Origin of the sequence: Nostoc sp. JL33, from assembly GCF_017114985.1 — a bacterium.
In the GTDB taxonomy this organism is placed as follows: Bacteria; Cyanobacteriota; Cyanobacteriia; order Cyanobacteriales; family Nostocaceae; genus Nostoc.
On sequence record NZ_JABXKP010000054.1, the window covers coordinates 39,159 to 63,143 of the forward strand.

Consider the following 23,985-nt stretch of genomic DNA (forward strand, 5'->3'; position numbering starts at 1 on the left):
TTACTCTGCTTTTTTGTGCCAATGATCATCTGAACCTTTTTCGTAGTCACGCTTAACTGCTGCCCAGGCAACTTTAAATGCTGTCTCTTCTTCGCCATATTCAGAGAGCGCATTGTTAAACGCAGCCAAGAATATTTCCGCCGCGTGTTTGGGTAGATGCTTTTTCACGGAGTCTGGTAAATCCGCTACATCTTGATAGGGCATACATTTTCACTCCTTCCTGTTAGTTATCACCTCACTAGCTTTCATTGCTATTAACGCTCTTTCATCTGCCCCTAGTGATAAATACAACTCATACTGTGGTCAAGTTCTAGAGGATAATCAAAAGCGATCGCACTTTGTTGGTGACTTAATCAAGCGAGGAAAACCATCACAATCAGGCAATGCCTAACGCCGGCAAGCAACGCTTTGGCTCTACAATCAGTTTTTGCCTGATGATGAGTAGTGTTTGATGAAAGCGTGTGAGGTTTTTAATGAACCGTTTACTAACAAGTGGAGCGACTACGTAGCGAACTGGCTCACGCCCCCCAGTTCTGATTTCAAAGAGGAAATCAAAGGGCGATGCCTGCGGCGGGCTGTTCGGTGTCGCCTCATTGCTCAAGTTTCCTCTTTGAAAATAGCGACACCAAATAGCCCCTTAAAGTAGACATCGCTTTCACTCTACAATCAGTTCATTGCTATCAAAACTGATATCAAATGGCTGACGACAAGACCCCACCAAGCGTTCCGGATTCGCGTCCCCACTGCCTTAATTCCAGCAGTCAGAGAACTATCCAAACTGCACAGAGAGGGGGTACAATTGCTTTACTGCAAGGCTTAGAGGAATTAATATCCAAGTTTGATAGCAATATTGATATCGATGTTGTAAAGGGCAGTAAATCGGTTTTGCAGCTAGAGGAGAAACTGGAAACCAATTGTTACTGCATTTTCTACTGTATTTTATCTGGAGTTAGAGTAGATGCAGGAAATTTTGCTTTGCAGCGATCGCTAATTGGTGCTGCTTGCTCCTTGCCAGATGTTTTTGTAGTGCTCAGTAGCTAAATGTAGCACTACAAAGCCTGGAATATCAGCATAGTCCGAAACCTTTTCCCATCCCCAAAAATATCCGGTCTGAACGCGCAGTTCTCTCCCGTCTCTAAATTCTAATTCCCAAATCTCTGGTAATAAGTAATTGAGTTAAGTAATTGAGTAACTGACAACTCTAACTCAATTGCCTCAAACGCATACTTACTGCGACTGCTATACCAACTGCGATCGCTCTATCTTGGCATGGGCAAAGGATATCTGGTGTTTTGTAAACTGGCGCGACCAGGCAGCGAAAATGTTTTTCGGGCATTTTTCGAGGTAAAAAGGCTGAAAACTACCTTTTTGAGCGGCTTTGAACGCTTTTTTTTGTTGGCTAACGTGCGAACAAAGACAGCCGATGATTGCAGCCCAAGGTTAGGAATAAGTAACTGTATCTAACTGAGTAATCCACTGCGTAATTTGTCCGCGCCTCTCAGCACTTACTAGATCAATCGCGGCTTTAATCGCTGGTTTTTTATAGATTTCCCATAAATCAGAAATCATCCCAATGTCTTCACAGATTTCCAGATCAGCCGCTATTGCTGTCAGATTTTCTTCGGTCAACCATTCCTTCATTTCGTTATCATACTGTGCTTTCATTTGGTTGAGTCTGTCTTTTTCTAAACCAGACAAATTACTCCAAATAACTTTCTTCACATTGTCTGGACGAAGAGACATAATTCGGGTTACATTTTCCCATTCAGTAGCGTTGCGAACACGGGAGACTAAACATTTTATGCTGTACTCAAATGCCCATTCTGGACATGACAGTAGTTGAATAGCGTAAATTAGCTCCGAGAGAGTTAGTTCTTGGCAATTTAAAAACCAGTTTTTGATTGTGTCATTATAGAATAATAGCTTTTTTTCTTGGCTTCTAAACTTGCGCTTTTTGGCTGAAATAATTGGGAGCAGCAAAACAGGACGGACTTCAGCAGGAACTTCTTTAAATTCAATCTCGTTGCTAGAAACAATCACTGGTACTCCACTATTTTCTATTCCAGAATCCTCTGACAATATCCACTTAAAAGATTCGCCGCAGTTGGGACAATCCGCTTCATATTGAGTCAAAAACTCTAATGAAGTGGAATTAAAATATTCTTTAGTACGAATTAGGGCTGGCATTGGTTTGAAAACATGGTGACAGTGTGGGCAGCATCTCACCCCAAGACTATCTTCTTCGCAGGATATCGGATCAAGGCTCCATTCTCTGTTGTCACAGGGACGACCAAGCCGAAACCAGTTATCAGTCATGTCTAGGACAGTTGCATATTCCTTAAGCGGTGCAGGGCGTAATATTCTGCCAATCATTTGCAACCAGAGAGTAACACTACTGGTGGGACGAGCAATCACCGCAGCAAGTGAGTCAGGACAATCAAATCCCTCAGTCAGAATTGCACAATTGCTAATCACCTGCGTTTGACCATTACGAAATCTATCTAAAATTGCTTTTCGCTCAGAGTGTGGTGTATCTCCATCAAGATGCTCACAGGTGATGCCATCTGCACGAAATATTGCTGCGATCTCTTGAGAGTGCTTCACGTTGACCGCAAAAATAACTGTCTTTTGACCAGCACAAAATTTGTTCCATTGCTTTAACACCTCAGACGGTTTGTAATCAGAAGCAACTTCTTCTAATTCTTTTCTGGTGAAGTCACGTTTTTTAGGGACTTTGTGTTTGGCATATTTAAAGCCAGCTATTAACTTATAATCTGTCAAATATCCAAGGGCTATTAATTCTTTGGTCTTAATTGAGCAAATCAGGTGGTCGAAAATATCTCGCAGTCCGTAACCATCTTCACGTCTTGGTGTCGCTGTCAATCCCAAAATGAGTGCATCTGGATAAGCATCTAGCAATTTACGGTAACTATTAGCTGAAGAATGGTGAGCTTCATCAATAATGACAACCTTCGCTATTGGGTAAGTTTGGCGACGAAAAAGAGTTTGGATACTGGCTACTTGAATTAAGGAATCAGTTGGCTTGTATCCTGCTTTAATGATTCCTGGTTGTACTTTTGTGGCTGCCGTCAGTTTCTCGCTGGCCTGGAGAATTAATTCCTCCCTGTGCGCCACTACCAACACACCTTCACCTTGGGCTATAAATTCAGATGCGATTGCAGCAAATATTATAGTCTTGCCGCCACCCGTACTCAGTTGCAATAATACTTTTCTAATTCCACAAGACCAAGCAGTAAAAGTTTTTGAAACTAAATCTTGTTGGTAATCGCGCAGAATCAACATTCTTAACTATGTCGCTCCTTGTTCAAATTGCAATTTGCTTTCTTGACTGCTTTCTTTATAACCTCCATCTGAACCTGAGTTCATAAGATTTACTTGAATAGATCGGATGATGAAGGCGCTTAGGGGGCAAACAGAAACGCCCAAAGCGATCGCGCATAAGTTAATTATCAAAAAATAAGTTTTATTTTTTATAGTATAAATATACTATAATGTGATTGCATATTTCAAATAAAAAATTGAGGAATAGATATGACAAAACCTCGTAAGAATAAACGCAACCAGAAGAATGGATTTGACCCCAAACTCATGACACCACAACAAAAAACTCTCAACCGCAAAATCATCCAACGGTACAACCTTCTTGCAGAACAAGAGGCAGTCTCAATGGGGTTTCTACCCATTACAGGAAGTGAATGCCTTTGGGGTGTTCTTGTAGATTTCAAAGCTGGACGTAGTGACAAAGAGAGTTTTAAATGGTTTAAGCAAATGGTCAACAAGTGCCAGTGCGACCCCGAACATTTAGGCAAGTTGTACGAATCGATTCACTCAAAACTGGCAATGTACGACCAATTAATGGATACTGAATGCAAACGTTTAGGAATTTAAATGCTAGATTGAATTCCCATTTGGTCAAACTATAATTAGTTAAAAATAAATCTGTAAAGCTAATTCATCCTCAGTTAATACTCACGCTCAACTGAGGATGAATTAGATTTTTATGATGCTTTGGGTTTAAATGACACTTCTGTGTAAGCATTAGGGGATAAAATACTTCAAGCGATCGCTCGTGACTTAGTAGAGACAATCCGGCGCAACGTCACGATTGATTGGACTCTAAAAGAAAGTGTCAAAGCGAATCTGCGGAGATTAGTCAAGCGCCTGCTGCGGAAATATGGCTATCCTCCAGACAAGCAGGAGAAGGCGATGGTAACGGTGTTGCAACAGGCAGAATTGTTGTGTAGGGATTGGGAGCGTGAGGTTTGATACCATGTCTGGGCTGCGATCGCTCCATAGCATCTGGGCTTTGAAAAAACGGATCGCTTTTCATCTATCATCAGTTTATTGCTATCAAAATTGATATCAAATGGCTGAGGACAAGACCCCACCTAGCGTTCCGGATTCGTGTCCCGACTGCTTTAATTCCAGTAGTACGCCAACTATCTAAACTGCATAGAGAGGGGCATACAATTTCCTTGCTGCAAAGCTTGGAGGAATTAATATCTAAGTTTGATAGCAAGATTGATATCAATAATTCCGGGAGATTGGATCAGAAGCTAGAAAATCTGGAATCCCATCTCGACACTAAACTAGAAACAATTACCAAGAAGTTGGAACTCATAGAGAAGGCAATTACTTCTGGTACATACAGCAACACCAGACCTCGAAGACAAGCGCACCCGTACCAACAACCCCAAGTTGAACTCCTTCCCAGAAATAATGAAAGTTTAGCCCAAAGGCTTGCTGTAAGCCACCAAAGTCTCATTGCAGAAAGGGAAAACAAGAGCGTCAAAGAATTTATCAGTTGGTCGCGTAACCGTGACCCCATGAGCGTGGGATGGGAATGGAATGTAAAAGACGGACTTTACCATCCGGTGAAATAATTTCAACTGTCTCCGCAATAGGGTTCGTCTGTATTTAAACCCGTGGCAAGTGCAAAGCACTACTGTCTCCAGGGCGAATGTGAATGTATCCTGCCGTTGTGGAAATATCGGCGTGGCCCATAGTTTGCTGGAGCAACGGGATAGGCGTACCCCTCTCAGCATTGTGCGTAGCGTGACTATGCCTGAGCCAGTGACAACTAACTTTCTCCATCAGCCTGGCCCTTTCTGCTGCATCCTTAATTATTGGATCAACATTTTGACGATGGATCGGCTTATTTTTCCCGTTGCGGCTCTTGAAGACATAGGCATCTTTCGGCGCGTCTCCTCTGTAATTTATCAATTCCTGCCACAGATATTCCGGCAGTAAGATGTGACGGGACTTATCCCCCTTCCCCACAACGGTAATTTGTCCGGTGAGATTGCGTGGGGTAAAGTCCTTCCACCTTAGTCCGACTAGCTCCGACACCCGCAACCCAGCCACGTATAAAAGCTTCAATATCAACAAATCTCTAATTTGTTGACCTTTATAACGATACTCAGCCCGTTCTGTCAGCCGAATCATCAAAGCGATATCAGTTAAAGTCAGAACTTTCTCATGCAATCGCTGGTCAAGCTTCTTTAACTTAATCGCAGCACCGGGGTTTACCTTGATATAACCCGTCTTGTAAGCAAAGGAAAGCAGACTTTTCACAGATGCCATATAGGTCTTAATGGTAGGCGCTGCCAATCCCCGATTATGCAAATGTTCAGAAAACTCCACCATATCCTCGACAGTCGTGTGAGCGATCGCCTTCCCTACCCCCGCCAAAAATCCAGTAAACTGCGCCGCATACCGCAAATAACACTTTTGGGTACTTTGAGGCTTATCGTGCAGCCACAGTTGAACTAAGCGCTGCTGGGCATCAACCGGCGCTAAATGGGATAATTGCTTACGTCTTGCCTTGACTACGACTACTGGTGTCATAATTATCGCGGATATCAAAAAGACAAAAGACTAATTTTGTCTCCTTCATACACATACAGCTGTTCGGGAACAACCAAAAGCATTTCTACTAATTTCTTTACCGAATCCCTGATATCAATTCCCCAAAACTGCTTTTTCTACAACCACAACCCATATTTAAGTATTTTTATTGCTGACAAAGGGTGTATTAAGTATCTCTCCCAAGCCTTAGCCAATGTCCAAGAGGACTGCGATCGCAACATGACCAGACCGAAGTGGAATGTACAAGGAAACTTCCCAGATTCCCAAATTGGGAATCCCAGTAAATCGCAAGTATGCGCCGAACTGTCCGAATCATTCAGCTTTTGAGCAAGTCTAGAAATTGCGATGGCGCTCTTTCTCCCACCGTAGGTGATCGCACACAGATAGTTTTTCCCCTTTGATCACGTAAGCGCCCCAAACCTTTATTTCTGGTGAACAGTGCGAACTGCTGATCAACTATTGCGAATGCTTATATATGAGAGGTGCGGACAGGAGTGCTGGAATGCTGATTCTGCCGTTGATTAATAAGTTGCGCTTAACTGTTTCCAGATATACACATCTCGGATCAATGCCCATAGCACAGTTTACTCGTGAGTACTGCCATCAGGCATGATAGCGCCAGTGAGATTTGCTCCAGTCAGATTCGCACCAGTAAGGTTTGCTGAAGTGAAGTTTGATTTTGTAAGATTTGCCTTGGTCAAGATTGCCCCACGTAGGTCTGCTGAAGTGAAGTTTGCTTCACTTAAGTTTTCCTGATTGAAGTTACATCCTCGGAGATCAGCTTCACTCAAGTTTGCACCACTGAGTTTTGGATAGTTAAATGTAGCCCCACCCAGTTTTACGCCAATCAGGTTAGCGCCGTTTAAGTTTGTCCCGGATAATTTTGCATTTTTCAAATTTGCTTTATTCAATTCTGCCCCAGTCAAGTTTGTTGATTGTAGATTTGCTTCAATCAGGTTTGAGTCATTGAGATTTGCTCCACTCAGGTTTGCCGATTCTAAGCTTGCCTGACTCAAGTTGGCTCCTTGCAGTTCTGCTCCACTTAGATTTACGTTATTGAGGTTAGCACCAGCTAAATTAGCATTTTGTAATGATGCACCCGGAGTAATAAAATACGCACCAGATTGAGCAGCGTCAAAGCCCGTTGGAAATATAGTTGTTGGGTCGTAATAGCTATACAGAAGATTAGTTCTTTCAAGGTTAACTCCTTCCAGATTTGCCTCTATCAGCTTTACCTGACTCATATTGGCATTACTTAAGTCTGCTCTCATCAGTTTTGCCAGTCTCATGTTTGCCCCGCTCAAATTCGCTCCACTTAGGTTTGCCATGCTGAGGTCAACCCCTCCAGATAGTTGAGATCCACTGAGATTGGCTTCACAGAAATTAGCCTCTCGCATATATGCTTGAGTTAAATCAGCTCTATTGAGGTTGGCTTTTTTCAGTGTTGCTTTCTCTAGCTTTGCCGATTTCAGTTTTGTCTTATGAAGGTATGCGTTATCTAAGTTAGCTCCAGTCAGGTTAACACCAGATAAGTCTGCCTCACTCATATCGGCTCCCCTAAGATTTGCTCCAGTCAAGTTAGCACTAGAGCCTAGAGTTTTTCCACTAAGATTTATCCCGGCTAAATTAATCCCTGTAAAATCCCGTTCTCCGGCGTTATATCGCTTTAAAAATTCTTTAGCATCGACAGGTATTTCGTGGCTAGGTTCCTCACCTGCATAAATTCTGTTGACTAACCACATTATTCTCTCAGTCTTGAATTCTGGAGCGCTGAAAGCTCTCTCTAATTGCGGCTGCTCCTCAGCTACATTAATTGGCTTATCTGGCTCAGTTTCAACAATATCTATATTTTCAGAAATAGCAATTACATCTACACACGCTAGTTGTTTTTCGGGCTTTTCAACAGGCTCAAAAAACTGCTTGATAATCTCCGTATCATCAATATTCGTCTCTTTAATAGATGGGTCAATAGTGTGGTTATTATTCAAGCCATTACTCAAATTAGACGAAAGATTGAGGTGCTGTTGCAAGTCGGCGACTTGTGCAGTTAAGAGCGCGATCGCCTCTTGCATACTTTGAAACTGCTGTATTTCAGTCCGATTATTTAATTCTTGTTTGATTTCATCCAAATAGCGTTTTAGCCATGCAATATTTTGCTTGCGGAGATTTTGCTCCTCTTCTATTTGTTCAATTCTGGAAGCTAAAGAGACTAAATCTAGTTCTGAGTCAGAGATATTCACAGGTTTATAGCCAAATAAGGTGTGCCTGATGATAGTGAGTTAGCAAAAACTGTATTTGTCCAACCCTATATATAAATTGCCCAACATCAAGCCTGGAGTAACAGCCACTACCTATGACAGAGCTTTTACTACCCACCACCAAAATCATCAGTAACCCGCGATCAAAGAATAATCTCTATAGCTATTCCAAAAATACACACTTATAGAATTAGTTTAATACTGCCAGGGCTTCCCTAATTTTCTCTTTAATAGCTCCACCCCGATTTGTGGGTAGTGGCAGTGCCTCATCAAGTAGCTTAACAGCCTTTTTTAATTTGCTCCGTATCTGCTTCAATTCCTTCCCTAAATCTGAAATCTGCTGCTTAGTGTTAGGAACTTCTTGAATCTCTACTAGCTGACGCTCTTTGACCTGACGTACCAGTTCATCAATTTTTGCGCTGGCACTCTTATGCTTTTGGAGCCATTTTACGGTTTCCTCAAATAAGGTAAAGTTGTGCCGGACTTTTGGTTTCTTCCCCTGCATAAGCGAAGAAGGCCCCAACCTTAAATTCTTCTTGGAATTTGGGTGTAGAGTCCTTTTCTCCTTGCCAATAGTTCCACGCTTTAGTTTGCTCATGTTCCATAAGTGTGTATATTTGGATAAGTCCATTTTAGCGTAGCTTTAAATGTCTGATCATCCAGTAGTGTATATAATTGGATAGCCAACATGGACTAAAAATATCTAGTCATTTACCTACCTCAAAATTCCAGCCGAATTTCAGTTTTTTAATCCGCAGGATTTTTATATAGAGTTGGCTGAAACGGGCTTCTAGATTTGTTTTGAGCAGTCTAGAGTGCCAAAAAAATAGCGTTTTTTATCTAGGGTTTGTCTTGAGTGAGCAGAGGAGTTATATTGCCACTGTAACGATGTCGTAGCCTGAGTCTTGAGGCAGTCCGACCAATAAAAAGCACCCGACAAAACAATCAAGTGGGTGCTGCTAATGGTTATCTAGAATTTGTCTAAAGCTTATCTAGAGGTGCGCCGATTTAATAATTTTTGCACTTACTACGGTTCCGCCTATTCCAAGTGTGCTTCCAATGCCAGAACATACTGTAGCTAAGTAAACTGCTACTGGCGGAGCGACTGGAGCAATAAAAACATCAGATGCATAACAGATTGCTGTCAAGCCTGCTACGCTACCTGCGGCACTACCCGCATTCTTAACGAATTCTTGCAAAAAATCCTTAACAAAGGAGTTGACTACCGAACCAGTATCAGCAAAGTCTGAAGAACTAGTAGCAGCGAAGGCTGGGCTAATAAAACAATTCAAAGCAATTACACAGGTCAGAAATACTGCAAACAGAGAGCGAACGATTTTCACTGGGAACATAAACATTTTTTTACTAATTGAAATGGCATTATTAGTTTGATGCTTAATTCCAGTGTTCCCACCTCCAGAAAGCACTTTGCAATCGTGGAGCATTCTTCATGCTTCCCAAACATAGCCCATGCGATCGCATGTTCCTTCCACACGTCCCCAACCAGCATCAGCAATGGATTGGAAGAATAAACGGATATCATCAACTGTGAATTTAACTTCACAATTACATGTAGAAGCAGATGGCACTTACAAGAAAATTGACGGCAGGCTAAAGCTAAAAAGCTAATTTTACAAAAAGCTAAAAAGCTAACTTGCTAAATTTAGTATTTGACAAAATAATTAAATAACTCTAAGTTAAATAGCTAATTTAATAAATATATTTATGCTGACAATAACCGTAAGCTCCTTGAGTGGCGGTCAGGGCAAGACTACAACATCCCTGTTCCTGGGGCGGTTGCTATCGCGCCAGGGTTTACCTACCTTGATGCTAGACTCCGACCCCCAACACAATCTCACCACCTATCTAGGTTTCGAGTTGGAACCCAACCAACCAACCCTATTGGAATTTCTCAAAAAAACAGTCGCACCAGAAGACTGTATTTACCCGACTCAAGACAACGATAATTTATTTTTAATCCCCGCCGACGATCAACTCGATACCGTACAGGATTATTTATCTAACAGTGGAGTTGGTGCAACCTTACTCAAGCGGCGATTGGAAGCCATCAGCAAAATATTCAAAGTGTGCATAATTGATGCCCCACTTCAGCGATCGCAAATTTGTTTGACAGTGATCGGCGCAGCAGATTTTTTGATTATCCCCGCAGAGGCATGAGTTAAAGGGTACGGTTCACTTGTGCGGACACTCGATTTATTGAACGGCTTGCAAGATGTCGGTGCAACAGATGCCCAAGTATTAGGTGTTTTACCATTCCGCGATCGCTGGTTTGGTAAAACGCAAGCACAAGAAAGTCGGGCGGCTGTAGATGGTATGCGTGACGAAGTGGGCGTTGGGTTGGTTTTACCCTCAATCCGCGAATCAGAACGCTATAAGCAAGCTATCAACAAACGTACAACCCTCTCGCAGTTGGGATATAACGACTTGGAGTATCCATTTGAAATTTTAGTTGAGAAAATTCGTACTTCACTTGGGGGTAAATAAAAATGTCAGATAACGTACTCAATCAACTACGCAATCAGCGCAATCGCCCGACAGTTACACCACGCCAGGATGCACTCGTCAAGAAAGTACAACCCCAAGCGGAGAAACAAAAGTCATCACAAGAACCCAGCACAGTTACCGAACCAGCCAACCCAACTGCTGCACCAGCAGACACAATCGCCGAACTCCAAGCCGAACTTGAAAAATATCCCGAAACTCGACGGCATTCGGCGATCGTTTTAGAAAAAGACCTCGACCAAGAATTAACACGATTTTGTAAAGACAGGGGAATTACAGTTGAGGTATTTCTAGAAGCAGCCTGGACTATTGCAAGTGCCGATAATGCGCTCGTAGAAAAAATCACTACAGAAGCCAAGCACCGTTACAACCAACGTAAACGAGTTGGGCAAATTAAACGGTTAATTACAATGTTGAGCAACTCGTCCAAAAAAGATAACGTATCGTCCCAGTAAAAAAGAGGAATAAAATCAGCGATCGCTAATTGGGTGCTGGTTCAGGTTAAAGAGTAGATTAATTTTATCGGTTTAATTGGGTATTTTAACTATAGGGATTATCCGTAACTCCTATCACGGATAGATTTGACCATGATCAATGATCGGGAATTTCTTTACGGCGCTGCATTTTTGCGACTAATTGATCATGGAGAGCGCCTCACTATAACTCACGCATCTTGGATACATTCCTCGATCTACCTAATTGAAACTGATAGCAGTAAATTGGCTATTCTCTTTAAAGTTTCCAAGAAACCCAAATCTGCATGGCAATTTACCTTAAGTAGTCAAGAAGAATTAGCCTTGGATACTCTGCATAATAAGTATCACGATATTTCAGTATTTTTGGCATTTATCTGTTATAAAGACGGTATCTGTTGCATATCTCAGCAAAGGCTTTGGAGTATATTGGACAAAAATGCTGGTATTGCTGGTCAGCATATATCCATGTCTCGCAAGGCACATGGTAGTTATCATATAAGTGGCCCAGGTAGACAACAGATGGATCAGACAGTGCCTCAAAATGACTGGCCTCGTGTACTTTTTTCCAACTAAGACAACACCGATGAGTAAGATAGATATTGCAACGGATGGATATTGTATTAATAAGGTTATTGACAGACTTAAAAGCAAAATTGGGGATACAGCAGCAGAGCAATTAAAACAAACTGCTGTTGAAGTAGTCCAGAATTGCGTTGATGTCTACTCGGCAACTTTTGGTTATGGTGATGTTGGTGCTACAGGTACAGGTATTGTTAGTCAACCTTACAAGGGAAAAATAGCTGATGGTACTACCGGACTAATCTATGGCAAAGTCCAAAGTGGTAAAACTAATACTACTATTGCTACACTGGCACTTGCTCAGGCTAACCATTTCCGTTGTTTCATTGTTTTGACTTCTAACAATACATGGCTCGGTAAACAAACTGCGGCTCGGTTTAATAATCAGCTTAAAGGTGGCCCTGTTGTCTTTGATTGGGAACAATGGAAAAAAGATCCAAACGTTTTTGCTAAAACTAAATTCCTTCCCTATGTCAAAGATACAGGAGTTGTTTTAGTATCTACAAAGAATCCTCATCACTTAGATAATCTGCTTCAGGTTCTCAAGTTTGCTAAAGCTAGTAGTGTACCCACTCTCATATTTGACGATGAAGCCGATAATGCGAGTCTGAACACCAACGAAGCAAGGCAATCAAAAAAAGGTAAAGATACAATTCAAGATAGCTCAACGTTTGAAAAAATAGGCAATATTCGCAAAGAAGTAGCTAATCATATATATTTACAGATTACTGCAACTCCTCAAAGCCTTCTACTGCAAAGTCTTGAACATCCCTGCAAACCAGTTTTCTGTGCTGCTCTTCCTCAGCCAGGTAATAGTTATATGGGAGGTGACTTATTTTTTGAAGAAAATAGCTTATATTCCTACACAGTTAAAGCTGAAGAATTAGATCGCTTAAAAAAACAGGAAGGAGAAAATCCCAGTAATAACTGGGATATTCCTAGTGGTCTTAAATTAGCTCTATGCTGCTTCTTCCTGGGATCAATTTACAATATGCAATCAGGAAAGGAAGATGCTAGTTATTCTTTCCTAGCTCATATATGTTACAAGAAAGATAATCACAAAAATTTAGAAGAAATTATTAGTTCTTTTATTTTACATATTGATAAATCGATTCGTGAAGAAGCATCAATTACAAAGCAAGCTGATGCTTATAAATGTTTAAACGAAGCTTATAACGAATTAAATAAAACAGCGCCAGATTTACCGCCACTAAATAACCTTATTGAAGATTTAAAATATGAATTGCGGAGTGCTATCCCAAAAGTTATCAATGCTAATAATCCGGATAAAGAGCCAAACTATAACCCAGGAATGAACATTCTTATAGGCGGTAATAGACTTGGACGTGGAGTTACTATTGAGGGTTTGATGGTAACTTACTATCTTCGTGATGCCAAGCAAAGAACGATGGATACAGTTCATCAGCACGCACGAATGTTTGGTTACCGCCAAGAATTACTAGATGTTACCCGCCTTTTTTTACCTCAGCATATTTTAGAAGATTTTCGGGCAATTCATGAAGCTGATGAGGGAATGCGTCAGGCGATTGGAGACGATCCAAATAACATTCAGATTACGCCAGTTTGGGTAGGGCCTCAACTCAAAGCAACCCGTTCTAATGTTTTGAACCTAGCAGAAATTAATGCTTTCATTCCAGGTTCACATATTTTTCCTCGCGCTCCTTTGTGGAAAGCCTCAGAAGTTAGAAAAGATGTAGAAGAGTTAGATAGGCTATTGTCCGGTTACGAGAGTATAGGTGAGAAAGGCGAGTATCACGAAGTAGAAGTTGATTTTCTCATCAAAATTCTTTCTTATATGAAAACTCGCTATTACCCAGGATATCCCTGGCAAGATGACAGAGTTAAAAACTTGCTTGTTCAAATGAAGACAAAAGATATTTTAAAAGGACGGCTCAATGTTGTTCGAGGAAAAACGAGTAAGGGGCTAGAATTGTCACGACAAGAACCGTCAGGATGGGGAGGTTTTGGTTTTATCAATGCTAGGGTACTGAATAAACCTAAAACTGAGTACCCAAATGTGCCTACCCTTTTGATCATGTATGAAAAAGGTGAAAGCATAAAAGGTTGGGATAATCAACCGCTTTATCTTCCAACCCTGATTCTACCTAAAAACAAATTTATCTTCATGTTCAATTACTCGGACGCTGCTGAAGAATTAGAAGATGATATAAACTTGCAGGATTAAAAAACAAGTACGTGATGTAGCGATCGCTAATTTGACGCTGGTTGCTCCTTGCCGGATAGCCTCAATTACGGAGTCTTTCAATGCAAGTAAACCCACACTTTTTTCCCGTCTGCGGGAATCGGTAATCGCAGCAGGAATGCGTTTATCCACCGAAAAAGCAAGAGAAGGCTAGGGTGATGTACTGCCTACCTTCTAAACTCCCGCACTAAACCACTAATCGCGCACAGTATTAAAAAAATACTGACAGAGATCGCCAGTATTAGAGTAACTGGAGTATTACCCGCCGTTAACAGTGGCGCTACAACAAACCGAAATGCAAGCAATACAGCAACCGTCCAGCCTCCAGTTTTTAGTAGTAGAGAAAGAAACTGCTGCCACGATAGCAACTGATTAAATGGAGTATTGTCTGGCAACATTTCAGGTGTGTCAGTCTGTTGTCTGGGTTCTATTGCTCCAGCTTCACTCTCGTTGATGAACAAGAAGTGCTAGAACCTTTAATATCAAATGGTGGCTGGGAAGCTTTGAAACTTCAGCGTAATAAAGAGGTCTGTTTACTCTGCTGCGGATTAAACAAAGCCTTCATCAACTAATTTACCCTCCTTGCTGGTAATCTCATGACGTTCACCTGACCCACCAACAACACGACACCAACTCTCAGAAATCAACTTTAGATTTTCTCCCTTACCATTAAACCAATAACTAAATCCACCATACATCCCAGGAACCGGAAACCACATTCGCGGTTGCTCTATCTCTAGCAACGGTTCCAACTCTGGCAACCTCAAACCAGATTTTTCAACTAAATCATTTACTCGACCACGAATAATTGCATGGAAATGCTTTTGAATTGAGGCAAGCGTTTCGTAAGGAACATATATTTTGTAAACTGGCTCCAGTAACTCAATTAACTGTTGATGTGCTTTTATCCTGGCGATATCAACTGGTCTTTGACAAGAAGCATTCTTTAGCGTCCGCCATCCTCCCATTGCTACCATTTGCTGAACTACTTGTATTGGTGCGTTCCCATGTGCAGCTTGATGGAAAGGGGTGTATAGTGAGCGCCCATTAGGACGAGTCACATTAATTAAGTCTGGACGCTTATTCAAAATTTCAAGAGTTTTGTTCCAGTTGTAAGCTTTTGCAGCATCTGCAAGGTTATGGCGAATCGCAGTTTCATTATCCCCAAGTACTTCTGATTTTGTAATCCCGTTCCATGTAGCAGTCATCGCTTTCAATCCTTGAGACAACTTCACTCAAAACAAAACCTATAATTCCCACAGACAGGGTAACGCCAAACAGATGCAACTGAATTGACCAATAATAAATGAGTATAGCCATCGATGCTCCACCCCAGCGATCGCTTTCTTTGTTTGACGACTTCAAGGAATATTCAGCAAAGATGAAGCAGTATCTTCTTCACTCTCTGGCTTCAAGTACAGAGCGCACTCTCTGATTACCTCTTGCTCAGAAACGCAATGTGTTTCGCACCAGGCGCGTATGCAAATATCACTTAACGCCTCTACTTCGTCAGGGTCAACCAAAGCCGGCTCAGTATTCTCACAGCAAGCAATCAAATCAAGAAGCTGGACATCAGTCAGCGATACTAATTGTTTCAATTTTGGATTATATACAGACCAGTTATATTTGTCGTTGTACTTTAGCAGAACATAAATTAGTGGGTTCTGACCAGGGTATGTCTTGGCGCTGATAATATCGCTATTGATATTTTCGGCATAGTCACGGTTTAGTTGGAGTTGGGCTGTGTGTTTGTAAAAGGGTGAAACATCTTGGTCATCGGCTCTATCCAGTTTCAAGCTGCCTGATTCCATCATTACCTTTTGGGGGGCTACGTCAGGCATATAAATTTCTTGCATTGTGCTGGCGGTTAATACAGGTAAATCAATTAACTTTCGAGATTCACCATGACGCTCCATCAGATTTTCCCATCGTTGCCTAATATTTAATAGCTCATATCCAAGATTCGTATTTCCTGACAACGTGGGTATAAAAGTATATAACTGAACTGTTCTAGGAAGATGCCAAAAACGTAATATGCGCCCAGCGCGTTGAACTGGCTCAATCGGAGTCCAAGCAATATCATAATTAACGACGACTGAAGCATCCTGCATACTAACACCGATGCCATAAGCATCTGTGGCAATGAAGACATCGTAAGTTTCCTTGTAGTTACCTACAGTATTGTTAGCATGGGGCGCAAATTTGGCTATGGCTTCTTCTATATCCTTTGTTTTCTTCGGCTCGTAGTTATCAATTTTTTGAGACTGACCACTGACTATAGTGCTGAATACTCGCAGTTCTGGCATCAATTTAGCTAAACCTTGTTCCAGGTAAACCGCAGTTGGTAGCCGCTCACAAAATACAATTACTTTTTCTTTTTCTTTTTTAGCATGAAGTTCTTCGAGAATACGAACGAGGGTTTGCAGTTTCAGATCGTGTTCAAAAGCCAGTTCTCTTAGTTTTTTGATAATGGGATTTAGAACTTGCTGACGCTCGGTTCTTGAAAATTTAAAGGTTGATGTTCCCTTCTTAGCAAAATCGAATTCCTTTAATCCTTCAGGTGTATCCACAACGCGCTCAAGTAGCGATAGAAGCGCTTCTGGGGAACTGCCCCAAGATATTTTGACCTGGGTTTCTATATTTTTTCTATATATAGGATGGGGTGTATTAAGGTCGAAATAACCATCAACAATAATTGAAGTAAGTTCGCGCTCATTGGGTAAAGGAACATAAATACTATGTAGAATTACTTGGGGAATATATTTCTTTTGTCCACCAAAGTCGATGTAGATACCTTGCGAGTCAGTTTGCCCATAATACTTAGCTACGTGAGGCGTGGTTAACTGAGAAGCTACACATAATTTTGTAAACTCTTCGGCTTGGGCAATACGCCACGCCTGTGCATCGTAAGAAAACTCTACTAAAGGCAAATAATCATGACTTTCCGCAGTATGAGGCAATAACAATAACTGGGTGTTGATATTGTCGATCTCTGTGGCATAAGGAGAGCCACTTAGAAGTAAAACCTTCAAATTCCCAGCTTTGACTAAATTGCTAAGGCGTGTAAATGCCAGACGCTCTGTTCTGTCTTCTTTTCTATATCTTCTGTTGCTAAACTCATCTGAATAACGTTTTCTTAACTGATGACTTTCATCAAAAATGAGAAAATAGCGCCCATCACTACCAATGTTTTGGACAATTTCTTCAAAATCGTTAAGGGTACGATCGTGGGTGGAATTTTCCTTATCCAATGCAGAAAGAGTAAAGTAGTCTGAATGTAAACTGGCATCACGCATTTCGCGTTTCCAAATATTGCGGACAGCTACAGGGCAGACAACAATAACCTTATCAATCAAACCCTCCTCACGCAGATGTATTGCCACATGAACAGCCACTACAGTTTTGCCTAGTCCAGTAGAGGCAACCAACATTGACCCACCATGATCACGAATTTTGTTCAAGGTTTGAGAGATCATGTCTACCTGATACGAAACAGGTTGCTTTTTATAGTTAGCTTTAATAGGTTGTAGATTTTCTAGAGCCAGTATGGTCTTAAGATAAATATCCCACGGATCAGCTAATTCTAGCCATCTTTGGAAAGCTTCAAGGAGTTCCTGAGTTATGTCTTTAGCTTGAGCAAAATATTCATCGAACTTATCCACTAAAGCTACCACTTTATCGCGCTTAGTTTCCAAAGTTCCTGACTCAATTTGCTCAATAAAACCACGTCCCGTTGTGTTGGCTGAAGTAATAATGGCTACTTTGCGGTCAATGAGATAAAGCTTGGCATGATGGTTCATGGCACGAGCGTCAAATATGTGGAACTCACCCGCAGCCATTTTTTGGACTAAATCAAACACAGCCTGTCGTCGTGAGTGATCCAAACCAGTACGCAGATCACGCATAATTTCATTAACTAAAGCTTTTCGCGCCCGATCCTCACCTGGGTCTTCAATTCCAACTAAGAGGTAAACTTGCTTCCTTGTTGTAGACTTTCGGATCAATCCCCAACCTCTGATTGTGAAAAATCCAGATGCAATCCGAATTTCTTTTTTACCCTCCATGAAGCAACGACGTATTTGTTCAAAAGTAATTCGGGATTCAAACCATGTTGAGGGCAAATTAATTGGTTGTGTGTCGAAGTCAACGTTGGCATCCATGCGGGTTTGTCAGCTTATGGTTATAGAAACGCTCACATATTATTCTTCCCTTATTAAAGGTGATGTAAGTGGCTCTGCCAAGAAAAAGTAACACAGAATAACCACAAAGAAACTAACAAGCGATCGCAGTAAATGGACGAAGCCTGAAGCCTGTATTAATGGGTGACTTCCAGGCTTTGCTCATGCCTACCGTGACTGTTGGCCATCAATATCGGTGATTGGTTTCAGTTTCCCACATCAAGAGTATCGCCGTAAGCTTGCTTGATAGCCGACAACCACAATTCTTTAGGCACTAATTTGACTGCTTCAACCAACCCAAAGGACTGGAGCGACATGGCTAGTAGTTGCTTGGCATCTTGCTTAGACTGTCCCATGTATCCATCTCTGAGTTCTAATTTTTCAGGGCAACGGGCAACGAAATCATCAAACTTGAGTGGCTGTGGTTCCAAACCAATTTTTTCTAAATCTTTTTTCTTAACCATAGTTTTGCACGGGTCTATGAACTTGCGCCAGCCTCAGATACAGCAGCACCTACCTCTAGTTTCACTTCTTTCGGCTTCTTCTCAAAAATTTGAATCCCAGCGTCAATCACTTCAAAACCGTCTGCTCCCCGACCAAGCTTACCTGACACAGTACCAGCCCAGTCTGCAAACTCAGCCACGTTCGCTTCAGCCTTGCGCCAGCTTTTGGCGTTAATTTGAGCGCTGAAAACTATACCATTCTGGTCAGTTAGTGAGATTTCAACTTTTTTGTTTTCGGCTGGTGTGGCTGTTGGTAGTGAACCACTAAACTTAATTATGACCTCGCTTTTCGCTTCCATTGCTTACCCCAAAGAATCAGAAAATCAGATTTCCCATCCTGATTTTATCAAGCGATGGAAGCTAACGCACAAAGTATGCACCATATCTATCCATTGTAATCAGGGAAGTATTGGCAATATTAGAGTAATTCCATAAGTGTATATTTTTGGAATTAGGGAATTGCTCAACATACTTTTAGCAACTCTCAATATTTTGGGGGGCAATAATAAATCCCAGCCCAGATATCAACCATCTCTTGCCCAAGTATGTGTATATCTGGAAATAGTTAAGTCCAACTCATTAATCAACACAGAATCAGCATTCCAGTCTAATACCCAGACTGCGACTATCGTGATGGGCTACGCGCCTCTAGGAGCGATCGCTAGAATAATCTTCGCAGAGGCTTCGGATATGGGAAGCACCGATAATCGATTTCCTGGTCTGATCACCATTAATTCCTCAAAAACCAAAAGCCCTCGGATTATACCTTGGGCATTTGCTTCATATTGAAGGGCTTTCAACCCCCGCCAACAATTTAGTTAATTAAGGTATAACCACTATATTGTTGCGCTCTTGCTATAAACCAGTCTAGGAAACTGGGGAAAGTCTCAAAATTAACTACATCTCGGACATTGAATTCATAAAGCACCGCAAAACGTGAATAATATATCGCTAGACGCTTTAACTCAATGGCATCTTTTTGCAGCGTTCTCTGAATCACCGACAAAGTATAGTACCCCATCAACTGATGAAAGTCTCTGAGTCCGAGCTTAAGTTCTTTAAGTGTCTTAAAATCCACGAGCAAATCATGAACGATTAAATCGCCATCGGCGGCACGAACTAGTCGGGCAGCATTGGGCCAGGTAGGATTCAGAATTGTCTTCTCCGAACACTTAAAAAGCTCAGGCTTTAATAACGAAACTAAATTTCGCAAATCCTGAATATCTTGCTCATTAATTGTTTCCCAGCCATCATGAATATAGCCAGCCCGCAGAACTGCATCTAGCCTTCCTAGCAAAAGGGCTGATTGGAGCAGTTCATTTGTGAATTGTCCATTGGTTAAGAATTCTTGGTAATTGTTACGGGCTTGGTCAATAACATTTTTTGCTTGGTTAAACAAATCATTTTGACCCCTACGGTTAAAATGACGCAAGGCATACTCAGCAATCCATTCTGATTCCTCTGCGTGAGGATTTTGATACTTGATATAGAAACGCAGTAAATAATCGAATACAGTACCTACCAATTGGACATTACTACCATTCGGTGCAGCAGCCAATATTTCTTGTTTTAGATCCAGTTTGGGCTTCGGGAATTCTGCTTTAAATCTTGCCTTAACATCTGGTAATTCAATAAAGTCACTAAGGCTCATAAATCAAAAAGTGCTTTAAATCAATGACAAAACGGATAAATCAAAACCAGCCTAATTAAATTGTCTGGGGAAATATATGATGAATCATCATTGACTTTGACAACAATATAGATTAATCGCGTTTAATAATCATCATCAAAGGGACACAGCAGAGCCTGTAAAAATTCAGGGAGATATTCATACTGCCCCAAAATAATATGGGCTGTGGTCAAATACCATAAATGGTAGGTTTGGGGTTGCTGATGAGTACGTCCTTGAGAAAACCAGGTGTTGACAGTCCTCAGATCAACCCGGCAAACTTGAGCGATCAATTGCCGATTAAGATCCCAAGTAGCAACAAATTCCTGAAGATCCAAGATTGGTTCAGCATAAATATATGCTTTCAATCGTTTTAATTGAAGGGAAGTTAAAGGTCGAGGTAATTTAGGACTACTCATTAAACCTTACCCAACAGGCATTCAATTTCATCTTCCCAGGCAAAAGTTGCTTTTACCCAAGCAGCACTAGTTGAGCTTTCATCTAAAAAAAGAATATAGCGGTACACCCATTGGCAGCGATGAGCAGCGTAGCAGAGGTAATAGCCAATTAATGTTCCCCACTCAGTAGCACCATCAATGGGAGTTAGGCGAACTCTATCCCCAATAGCATAGTACGGTGATAAGGTTTCTGATAGATTAGGAAGCTGCAAGGATTGAGGATATTCCAATGTGATGGGCGCGGTAAAGGCATCAACTAAATATGCGGTACGAATGCTATGAAGATAATTGCTGACAAGTTCAAAGTTAATCGCTTGTAGTGACTGTTTTATCAGTAAGGCAGCAATTAAACTAGACTCGGATTCAGTGAGGATAGGATATATCTGTTTTAGTGTTTCTAATAAATTGGTGAGCGCATAATCCTCCATCGCTTGAGAATAGCCTTTTTGATAAGCCAACTCAATTCCAGTTGAGGTACGTCTTGGTGTTTGAGTCATCTTGTTATTTGAATGCGAATGCACATAGATAGTTACCGCGACTATTGCTTATTTTGTTAATTTGTCTTGTGGCTGGATCACAGAGTTATCTGGCTGATTTATCAATCTTCCAGCAATTACCCCCACTCCTAAAACCCCGATCATGCTAAAAATGATTAACTTAATTGGCAAATCACTAAGGCTCAAGACATGAAGCGATCTCTTTTCAAACTCCCAGTTAACCATCAAAAATTGCACTGGATTAAAATCAAACCACTCTTGGCTTTTAATTAAGTCAACATTACATCGGCTAAATTTTTGATGCAATTCGCTCTCTACCTCTGCCATATCCTCTACGTAAATAGTCTTGAGGATTTTGACATTACAAGGCGGTTGATTACGATGAAAATTATCAAGTCTAGCTTCGGGATTTCTGGATAATCCAATTTTACATCTACGCAACCACGCGCCAGGGATTAAGCCGTGATACCCCTCTGCCTCCATTAAATAAATAAATCCCGACTCATGGTCATTTTTGGGCTGATAGACAATTGTCGAAATCTCATCAAGATTCATGGATTTATTTCCAGATTATTTTATTGCTAACTGTGCGTTTTTTACAGTCTAAGCAGCGATATCTATCATCGTTCTGTAGCTTTAAACTTGCGCTCCCACAGTGGGGACAGTGGGGAATTGTGCCAGATTGGTGGCTACCCCCTACTGTCGAAATTGGTGGCAACACTGCCATTGTGCCAGTGCTTGCTGTGAAAGGCTTTTGGCTTTCGCTTCCCAGTCCGTTACCAATCGTGCCAGGGGACAAGGCAAGCCTTGCCAGTCGCTTTGTCTCCTCTATTTCTTGATAGTTGAAACTAACTCTATCGAGATTAGGTAAAAAATAAAGCTTGGGTGAGCGAGAATCGACTACTAAAGCTACTCTCAATAATCTGGCATCGTCGGTAACTAACTCATTTTTATGGTCAATGTATTCTTCGATAGCGTCTAAATTGCGAGTCAACTTCGCCAAGTTAGAGTCGCTGTTTTTCCCTTTTCCGTAGGTATTTAGGTAATGTCTAATCTTGGAAATGCCAATGATTATCTCGGTGAACAATGACCTATCATCATTGGTAAAACCAGGGATTTGTTTAGTCATAACGGACTGCCCAGACACAATCCAACCGATGTTATTGTGTCCAAACTGTTTCAGGATCTTCTTTAGGTTTTCCCCTGCTTTATATGGCTCACTACAGGAATTCAGAGTGTTATCAAGTTCATCCCATGCCCAAATCTGGAAAAAGCTAGCAGCAAATGTGGGATTTTTAACTCTGAAATTCCCGTCATCCAAACAATCATCAAAAGACTTAATTGCGGCTGTTGTATCGCCATACTTAAGGAAATGCTCTAATGGATAATTGCTATCTTTGAGTGAACCAACAGCACCGGGATAGCTGACTGTAACGAGAGTGTGAGGTACTTTCTCACCCTTCCCGGTATTGCCGCGAGTGCATCCAGCTTTGACAATTTCGCTAATCATTACCGCAGTGGTTGGGGTTTTACCCACACCTGGATCTGCTATCAGCCGATAGCGGATAGGATGAGACGTAACGTAGTTAATAAATTCATCGGGAGTTCCGACCATCAATTTAATTTCGTCTGTTTTGATAGCTGGCTCCATCCGGTAACTAACCACAATACAGTCGGTTATTTCCAGCTTACGAACAGACGTAATTTTGAATATTCCCAGCTTTTTAGCAATGCTCTGAGATTGCCTCTTAATCGCCTCTACAACCGCATTTGCATCAACAGAGCGGGAATAACCATAACCCACGTCTACAACACCGTCAGGCTTTATCTGAAAGCCTTTAACGCTTAAAGCCAGCGTGATATCAAGAAACAGGGTACGCGCTATTTCGTTAGCAATTTTCCCATTGATATCAAAACCAAATTCCCCATACAGAGGTTCTGCTAAATCACCCTGTAATTGCTGCTGTAACTGTGCTACACGCTCATTAAGTAATTCTATTTGGCTAAGATAATTTTGTTGTTCTTCGGAAATTGCTTTGCTGACTTCATCCAAATTATTGTTGTAGCTACTCGCTAAACTCTTGATAATTTGAGCTTTACTCTGATGACCATGCGCGACTTTCTCGCCCCAGTTTTGCAGTCGTCTGAATAACTGCATAGTTTCACCAGTTATCGCGTCATGCTCATCATAAATTTTCTGCAATTCCTGAGATTTAGCAACCTGGAAACGTTGATTAGCCTCAGTTTCTACTTGATTTTTAAAGCTAAGTTCCCATTGCTCAGTTTCACTTTCTAGATATTCAATGCGTTGTTTATCTTGCTGTGATTGGGCAAACGCTTGATTTAACTTGGCTTGCAGTTGGGCAATTAAACCCGTGTTTTCTAGTTTGTTGTGACCTAATGAGTTTATGGTATTTCTCGCTTCCTTAAGCTCATCCTTCAGGGATTCTAATTGGCTATTCACACTGGCTAGCCTGGATTTACAGTTGTCAAACTCCCTGATGACTTTATGTAATGTCTTACCTGCTTCTTCGTTCTTACTTTCGGCATCGTTTAATAGTCGCTGCGATTTAGTATCCGCAACAAAGTAAGTGATGAAACTCGCTGGTAATGCTCCCATACCAAGCATAGATATTATTTTGGCTATGTCGTTGGCAAACCCTCCAGAAGTAATTGCCAACCCAGCGCAAAACCCAAATACACCCAATCCCAAACTGTGTATTGCTTTCAT

At 41.3% G+C, this 23,985-nt stretch carries 30 protein-coding genes and 1 pseudogene; 12 read left to right on the plus strand and 19 right to left on the minus strand.

Annotated elements, in window-relative coordinates:
• Window positions 1-204 carry a ChaB family protein gene (locus HWQ23_RS15410; protein ID WP_292829639.1) on the minus strand — a complete coding sequence of 68 codons (204 nt, stop codon included), beginning with the start codon at window positions 202-204 and terminating at the stop codon, window positions 1-3.
• A 492-nt stretch (window positions 205-696) separates the two neighbouring features.
• Between HWQ23_RS15410 and HWQ23_RS33455 the strand changes: the two genes are divergently transcribed.
• Window positions 697-1,041 (plus strand): hypothetical protein, encoded by a 345-nt coding sequence (locus tag HWQ23_RS33455; RefSeq protein ID WP_365741558.1) that lies wholly within the window; start codon window positions 697-699, stop codon window positions 1,039-1,041.
• 160 nt (window positions 1,042-1,201) lie between these two features.
• Here the strand turns inward: HWQ23_RS33455 and HWQ23_RS15420 are convergent, their stop codons facing one another.
• Complete coding sequence (locus HWQ23_RS15420; protein ID WP_292829640.1) at window positions 1,202-1,336, minus strand: hypothetical protein; 135 nt, start codon at window positions 1,334-1,336, stop codon at window positions 1,202-1,204.
• Between the two features lie 104 nt (window positions 1,337-1,440).
• Window positions 1,441-3,303, minus strand: a complete 1,863-nt coding sequence (locus tag HWQ23_RS15425; protein ID WP_292829641.1) for a DEAD/DEAH box helicase — start codon at window positions 3,301-3,303, stop codon at window positions 1,441-1,443.
• 249 nt (window positions 3,304-3,552) lie between these two features.
• Here HWQ23_RS15425 and HWQ23_RS15430 point away from each other — a divergent pair, with 249 nt between their 5' ends.
• From HWQ23_RS15430 to HWQ23_RS15440, 3 genes and pseudogenes are all read left to right on the plus strand, one after another.
• Window positions 3,553-3,909 (plus strand): hypothetical protein, encoded by a 357-nt coding sequence (locus tag HWQ23_RS15430; protein ID WP_292829642.1) that lies wholly within the window; start codon window positions 3,553-3,555, stop codon window positions 3,907-3,909.
• Window positions 3,910-4,107: 198 nt separating this feature from the next.
• Window positions 4,108-4,287, plus strand: coding sequence for a type I restriction enzyme endonuclease domain-containing protein (locus tag HWQ23_RS15435; RefSeq protein ID WP_292829723.1), 180 nt, complete (start codon window positions 4,108-4,110; stop codon window positions 4,285-4,287).
• Between the two features lie 100 nt (window positions 4,288-4,387).
• Window positions 4,388-4,904: pseudogene (locus HWQ23_RS15440) on the plus strand (hypothetical protein).
• 34 nt (window positions 4,905-4,938) lie between these two features.
• Here HWQ23_RS15440 and HWQ23_RS15445 read toward each other — a convergent pair.
• The gene (locus HWQ23_RS15445; RefSeq protein WP_292829643.1) at window positions 4,939-5,868 is read right to left on the minus strand and encodes a tyrosine-type recombinase/integrase; all 930 of its coding nucleotides are present in this window, start codon (window positions 5,866-5,868) and stop codon (window positions 4,939-4,941) included.
• A 36-nt stretch (window positions 5,869-5,904) separates the two neighbouring features.
• Here HWQ23_RS15445 and HWQ23_RS15450 point away from each other — a divergent pair, with 36 nt between their 5' ends.
• The gene (locus HWQ23_RS15450) at window positions 5,905-6,216 is read left to right on the plus strand and encodes a hypothetical protein (protein WP_292829644.1); all 312 of its coding nucleotides are present in this window, start codon (window positions 5,905-5,907) and stop codon (window positions 6,214-6,216) included.
• A 257-nt stretch (window positions 6,217-6,473) separates the two neighbouring features.
• On the opposite strand, the gene HWQ23_RS15455 is transcribed toward HWQ23_RS15450, so the two are convergent.
• The 3 genes from HWQ23_RS15455 to HWQ23_RS15465 all read right to left on the minus strand — a co-directional run bounded on the left by HWQ23_RS15455 (window position 6,474) and on the right by HWQ23_RS15465 (window position 9,592).
• On the minus strand, window positions 6,474-8,129 hold the full coding sequence (locus HWQ23_RS15455; RefSeq protein ID WP_292829645.1) for a pentapeptide repeat-containing protein: 1,656 nt from the start codon (window positions 8,127-8,129) through the stop codon (window positions 6,474-6,476).
• Between the two features lie 208 nt (window positions 8,130-8,337).
• Window positions 8,338-8,745 carry a hypothetical protein gene (locus HWQ23_RS15460; protein ID WP_292829646.1) on the minus strand — a complete coding sequence of 136 codons (408 nt, stop codon included), beginning with the start codon at window positions 8,743-8,745 and terminating at the stop codon, window positions 8,338-8,340.
• 394 nt (window positions 8,746-9,139) lie between these two features.
• Window positions 9,140-9,592: a hypothetical protein gene (locus HWQ23_RS15465; RefSeq protein ID WP_292829647.1), complete on the minus strand. Its 453-nt coding sequence runs from the start codon at window positions 9,590-9,592 to the stop codon at window positions 9,140-9,142.
• Between the two features lie 25 nt (window positions 9,593-9,617).
• Here HWQ23_RS15465 and HWQ23_RS15470 point away from each other — a divergent pair, with 25 nt between their 5' ends.
• From HWQ23_RS15470 to HWQ23_RS15495, 6 genes are all read left to right on the plus strand, one after another.
• Window positions 9,618-9,776 (plus strand): hypothetical protein, encoded by a 159-nt coding sequence (locus HWQ23_RS15470; RefSeq protein ID WP_292829648.1) that lies wholly within the window; start codon window positions 9,618-9,620, stop codon window positions 9,774-9,776.
• Window positions 9,777-9,872: 96 nt separating this feature from the next.
• Window positions 9,873-10,325 carry a ParA family protein gene (locus HWQ23_RS15475; protein ID WP_292829649.1) on the plus strand — a complete coding sequence of 151 codons (453 nt, stop codon included), beginning with the start codon at window positions 9,873-9,875 and terminating at the stop codon, window positions 10,323-10,325.
• Window positions 10,326-10,346: 21 nt separating this feature from the next.
• Window positions 10,347-10,652, plus strand: a complete 306-nt coding sequence (locus HWQ23_RS15480) for a hypothetical protein (protein ID WP_292829650.1) — start codon at window positions 10,347-10,349, stop codon at window positions 10,650-10,652.
• A gap of 2 nt (window positions 10,653-10,654) precedes the next feature.
• A complete protein-coding gene (locus HWQ23_RS15485; protein WP_292829651.1) occupies window positions 10,655-11,125 on the plus strand; it encodes a carboxysome distribution maintenance protein McdB in 471 nt (156 codons plus the stop codon).
• 132 nt (window positions 11,126-11,257) lie between these two features.
• On the plus strand, window positions 11,258-11,719 hold the full coding sequence (locus HWQ23_RS15490) for a hypothetical protein (protein ID WP_292829652.1): 462 nt from the start codon (window positions 11,258-11,260) through the stop codon (window positions 11,717-11,719).
• A gap of 10 nt (window positions 11,720-11,729) precedes the next feature.
• Window positions 11,730-13,931: a Z1 domain-containing protein gene (locus tag HWQ23_RS15495; protein ID WP_292829653.1), complete on the plus strand. Its 2,202-nt coding sequence runs from the start codon at window positions 11,730-11,732 to the stop codon at window positions 13,929-13,931.
• Here the strand turns inward: HWQ23_RS15495 and HWQ23_RS15500 are convergent.
• The 7 genes from HWQ23_RS15500 to HWQ23_RS15530 form a co-directional block, all read right to left on the minus strand.
• Window positions 13,902-14,081: a hypothetical protein gene (locus HWQ23_RS15500; protein ID WP_292829654.1), complete on the minus strand. Its 180-nt coding sequence runs from the start codon at window positions 14,079-14,081 to the stop codon at window positions 13,902-13,904. The two genes, HWQ23_RS15495 and HWQ23_RS15500, sit on opposite strands and share 30 nt — an antisense overlap.
• 35 nt (window positions 14,082-14,116) lie before the next feature.
• Window positions 14,117-14,410: a hypothetical protein gene (locus tag HWQ23_RS15505; protein WP_292829655.1), complete on the minus strand. Its 294-nt coding sequence runs from the start codon at window positions 14,408-14,410 to the stop codon at window positions 14,117-14,119.
• Window positions 14,411-14,497: 87 nt separating this feature from the next.
• Window positions 14,498-15,157 (minus strand): hypothetical protein, encoded by a 660-nt coding sequence (locus HWQ23_RS15510; RefSeq protein ID WP_292829656.1) that lies wholly within the window; start codon window positions 15,155-15,157, stop codon window positions 14,498-14,500.
• On the minus strand, window positions 15,108-15,314 hold the full coding sequence (locus HWQ23_RS15515) for a hypothetical protein (protein ID WP_292829657.1): 207 nt from the start codon (window positions 15,312-15,314) through the stop codon (window positions 15,108-15,110). Before HWQ23_RS15515 ends, HWQ23_RS15510 begins: the two co-directional genes overlap by 50 nt.
• Window positions 15,311-18,109 (minus strand): helicase-related protein, encoded by a 2,799-nt coding sequence (locus HWQ23_RS15520; protein ID WP_292829658.1) that lies wholly within the window; start codon window positions 18,107-18,109, stop codon window positions 15,311-15,313. Before HWQ23_RS15520 ends, HWQ23_RS15515 begins: the two co-directional genes overlap by 4 nt.
• 224 nt (window positions 18,110-18,333) lie before the next feature.
• A complete protein-coding gene (locus HWQ23_RS15525) occupies window positions 18,334-18,591 on the minus strand; it encodes a hypothetical protein (protein ID WP_292829659.1) in 258 nt (85 codons plus the stop codon).
• Window positions 18,592-18,605: 14 nt separating this feature from the next.
• Complete coding sequence (locus tag HWQ23_RS15530; protein ID WP_292829660.1) at window positions 18,606-18,929, minus strand: hypothetical protein; 324 nt, start codon at window positions 18,927-18,929, stop codon at window positions 18,606-18,608.
• 160 nt (window positions 18,930-19,089) lie between these two features.
• Between HWQ23_RS15530 and HWQ23_RS15535 the strand changes: the two genes are divergently transcribed.
• On the plus strand, window positions 19,090-19,419 hold the full coding sequence (locus HWQ23_RS15535; protein WP_292829661.1) for a hypothetical protein: 330 nt from the start codon (window positions 19,090-19,092) through the stop codon (window positions 19,417-19,419).
• Between the two features lie 25 nt (window positions 19,420-19,444).
• Here HWQ23_RS15535 and HWQ23_RS15540 read toward each other — a convergent pair whose 3' ends face one another.
• From HWQ23_RS15540 to HWQ23_RS15560, 5 genes are all read right to left on the minus strand, one after another.
• Window positions 19,445-20,281 carry a hypothetical protein gene (locus tag HWQ23_RS15540; protein WP_292829662.1) on the minus strand — a complete coding sequence of 279 codons (837 nt, stop codon included), beginning with the start codon at window positions 20,279-20,281 and terminating at the stop codon, window positions 19,445-19,447.
• Between the two features lie 122 nt (window positions 20,282-20,403).
• Complete coding sequence (locus tag HWQ23_RS15545; RefSeq protein WP_292829664.1) at window positions 20,404-20,718, minus strand: hypothetical protein; 315 nt, start codon at window positions 20,716-20,718, stop codon at window positions 20,404-20,406.
• Window positions 20,718-21,254 carry a hypothetical protein gene (locus HWQ23_RS15550; protein ID WP_292829666.1) on the minus strand — a complete coding sequence of 179 codons (537 nt, stop codon included), beginning with the start codon at window positions 21,252-21,254 and terminating at the stop codon, window positions 20,718-20,720. The genes HWQ23_RS15545 and HWQ23_RS15550 overlap by 1 nt, the downstream gene beginning before the upstream one ends.
• Window positions 21,255-21,302: 48 nt before the next feature.
• Window positions 21,303-21,809: a GIY-YIG nuclease family protein gene (locus HWQ23_RS15555; protein ID WP_292829668.1), complete on the minus strand. Its 507-nt coding sequence runs from the start codon at window positions 21,807-21,809 to the stop codon at window positions 21,303-21,305.
• A gap of 4 nt (window positions 21,810-21,813) precedes the next feature.
• Entirely contained in the window at window positions 21,814-23,985 is a 2,172-nt protein-coding gene (locus HWQ23_RS15560; RefSeq protein WP_292829670.1) for a hypothetical protein, read from the minus strand.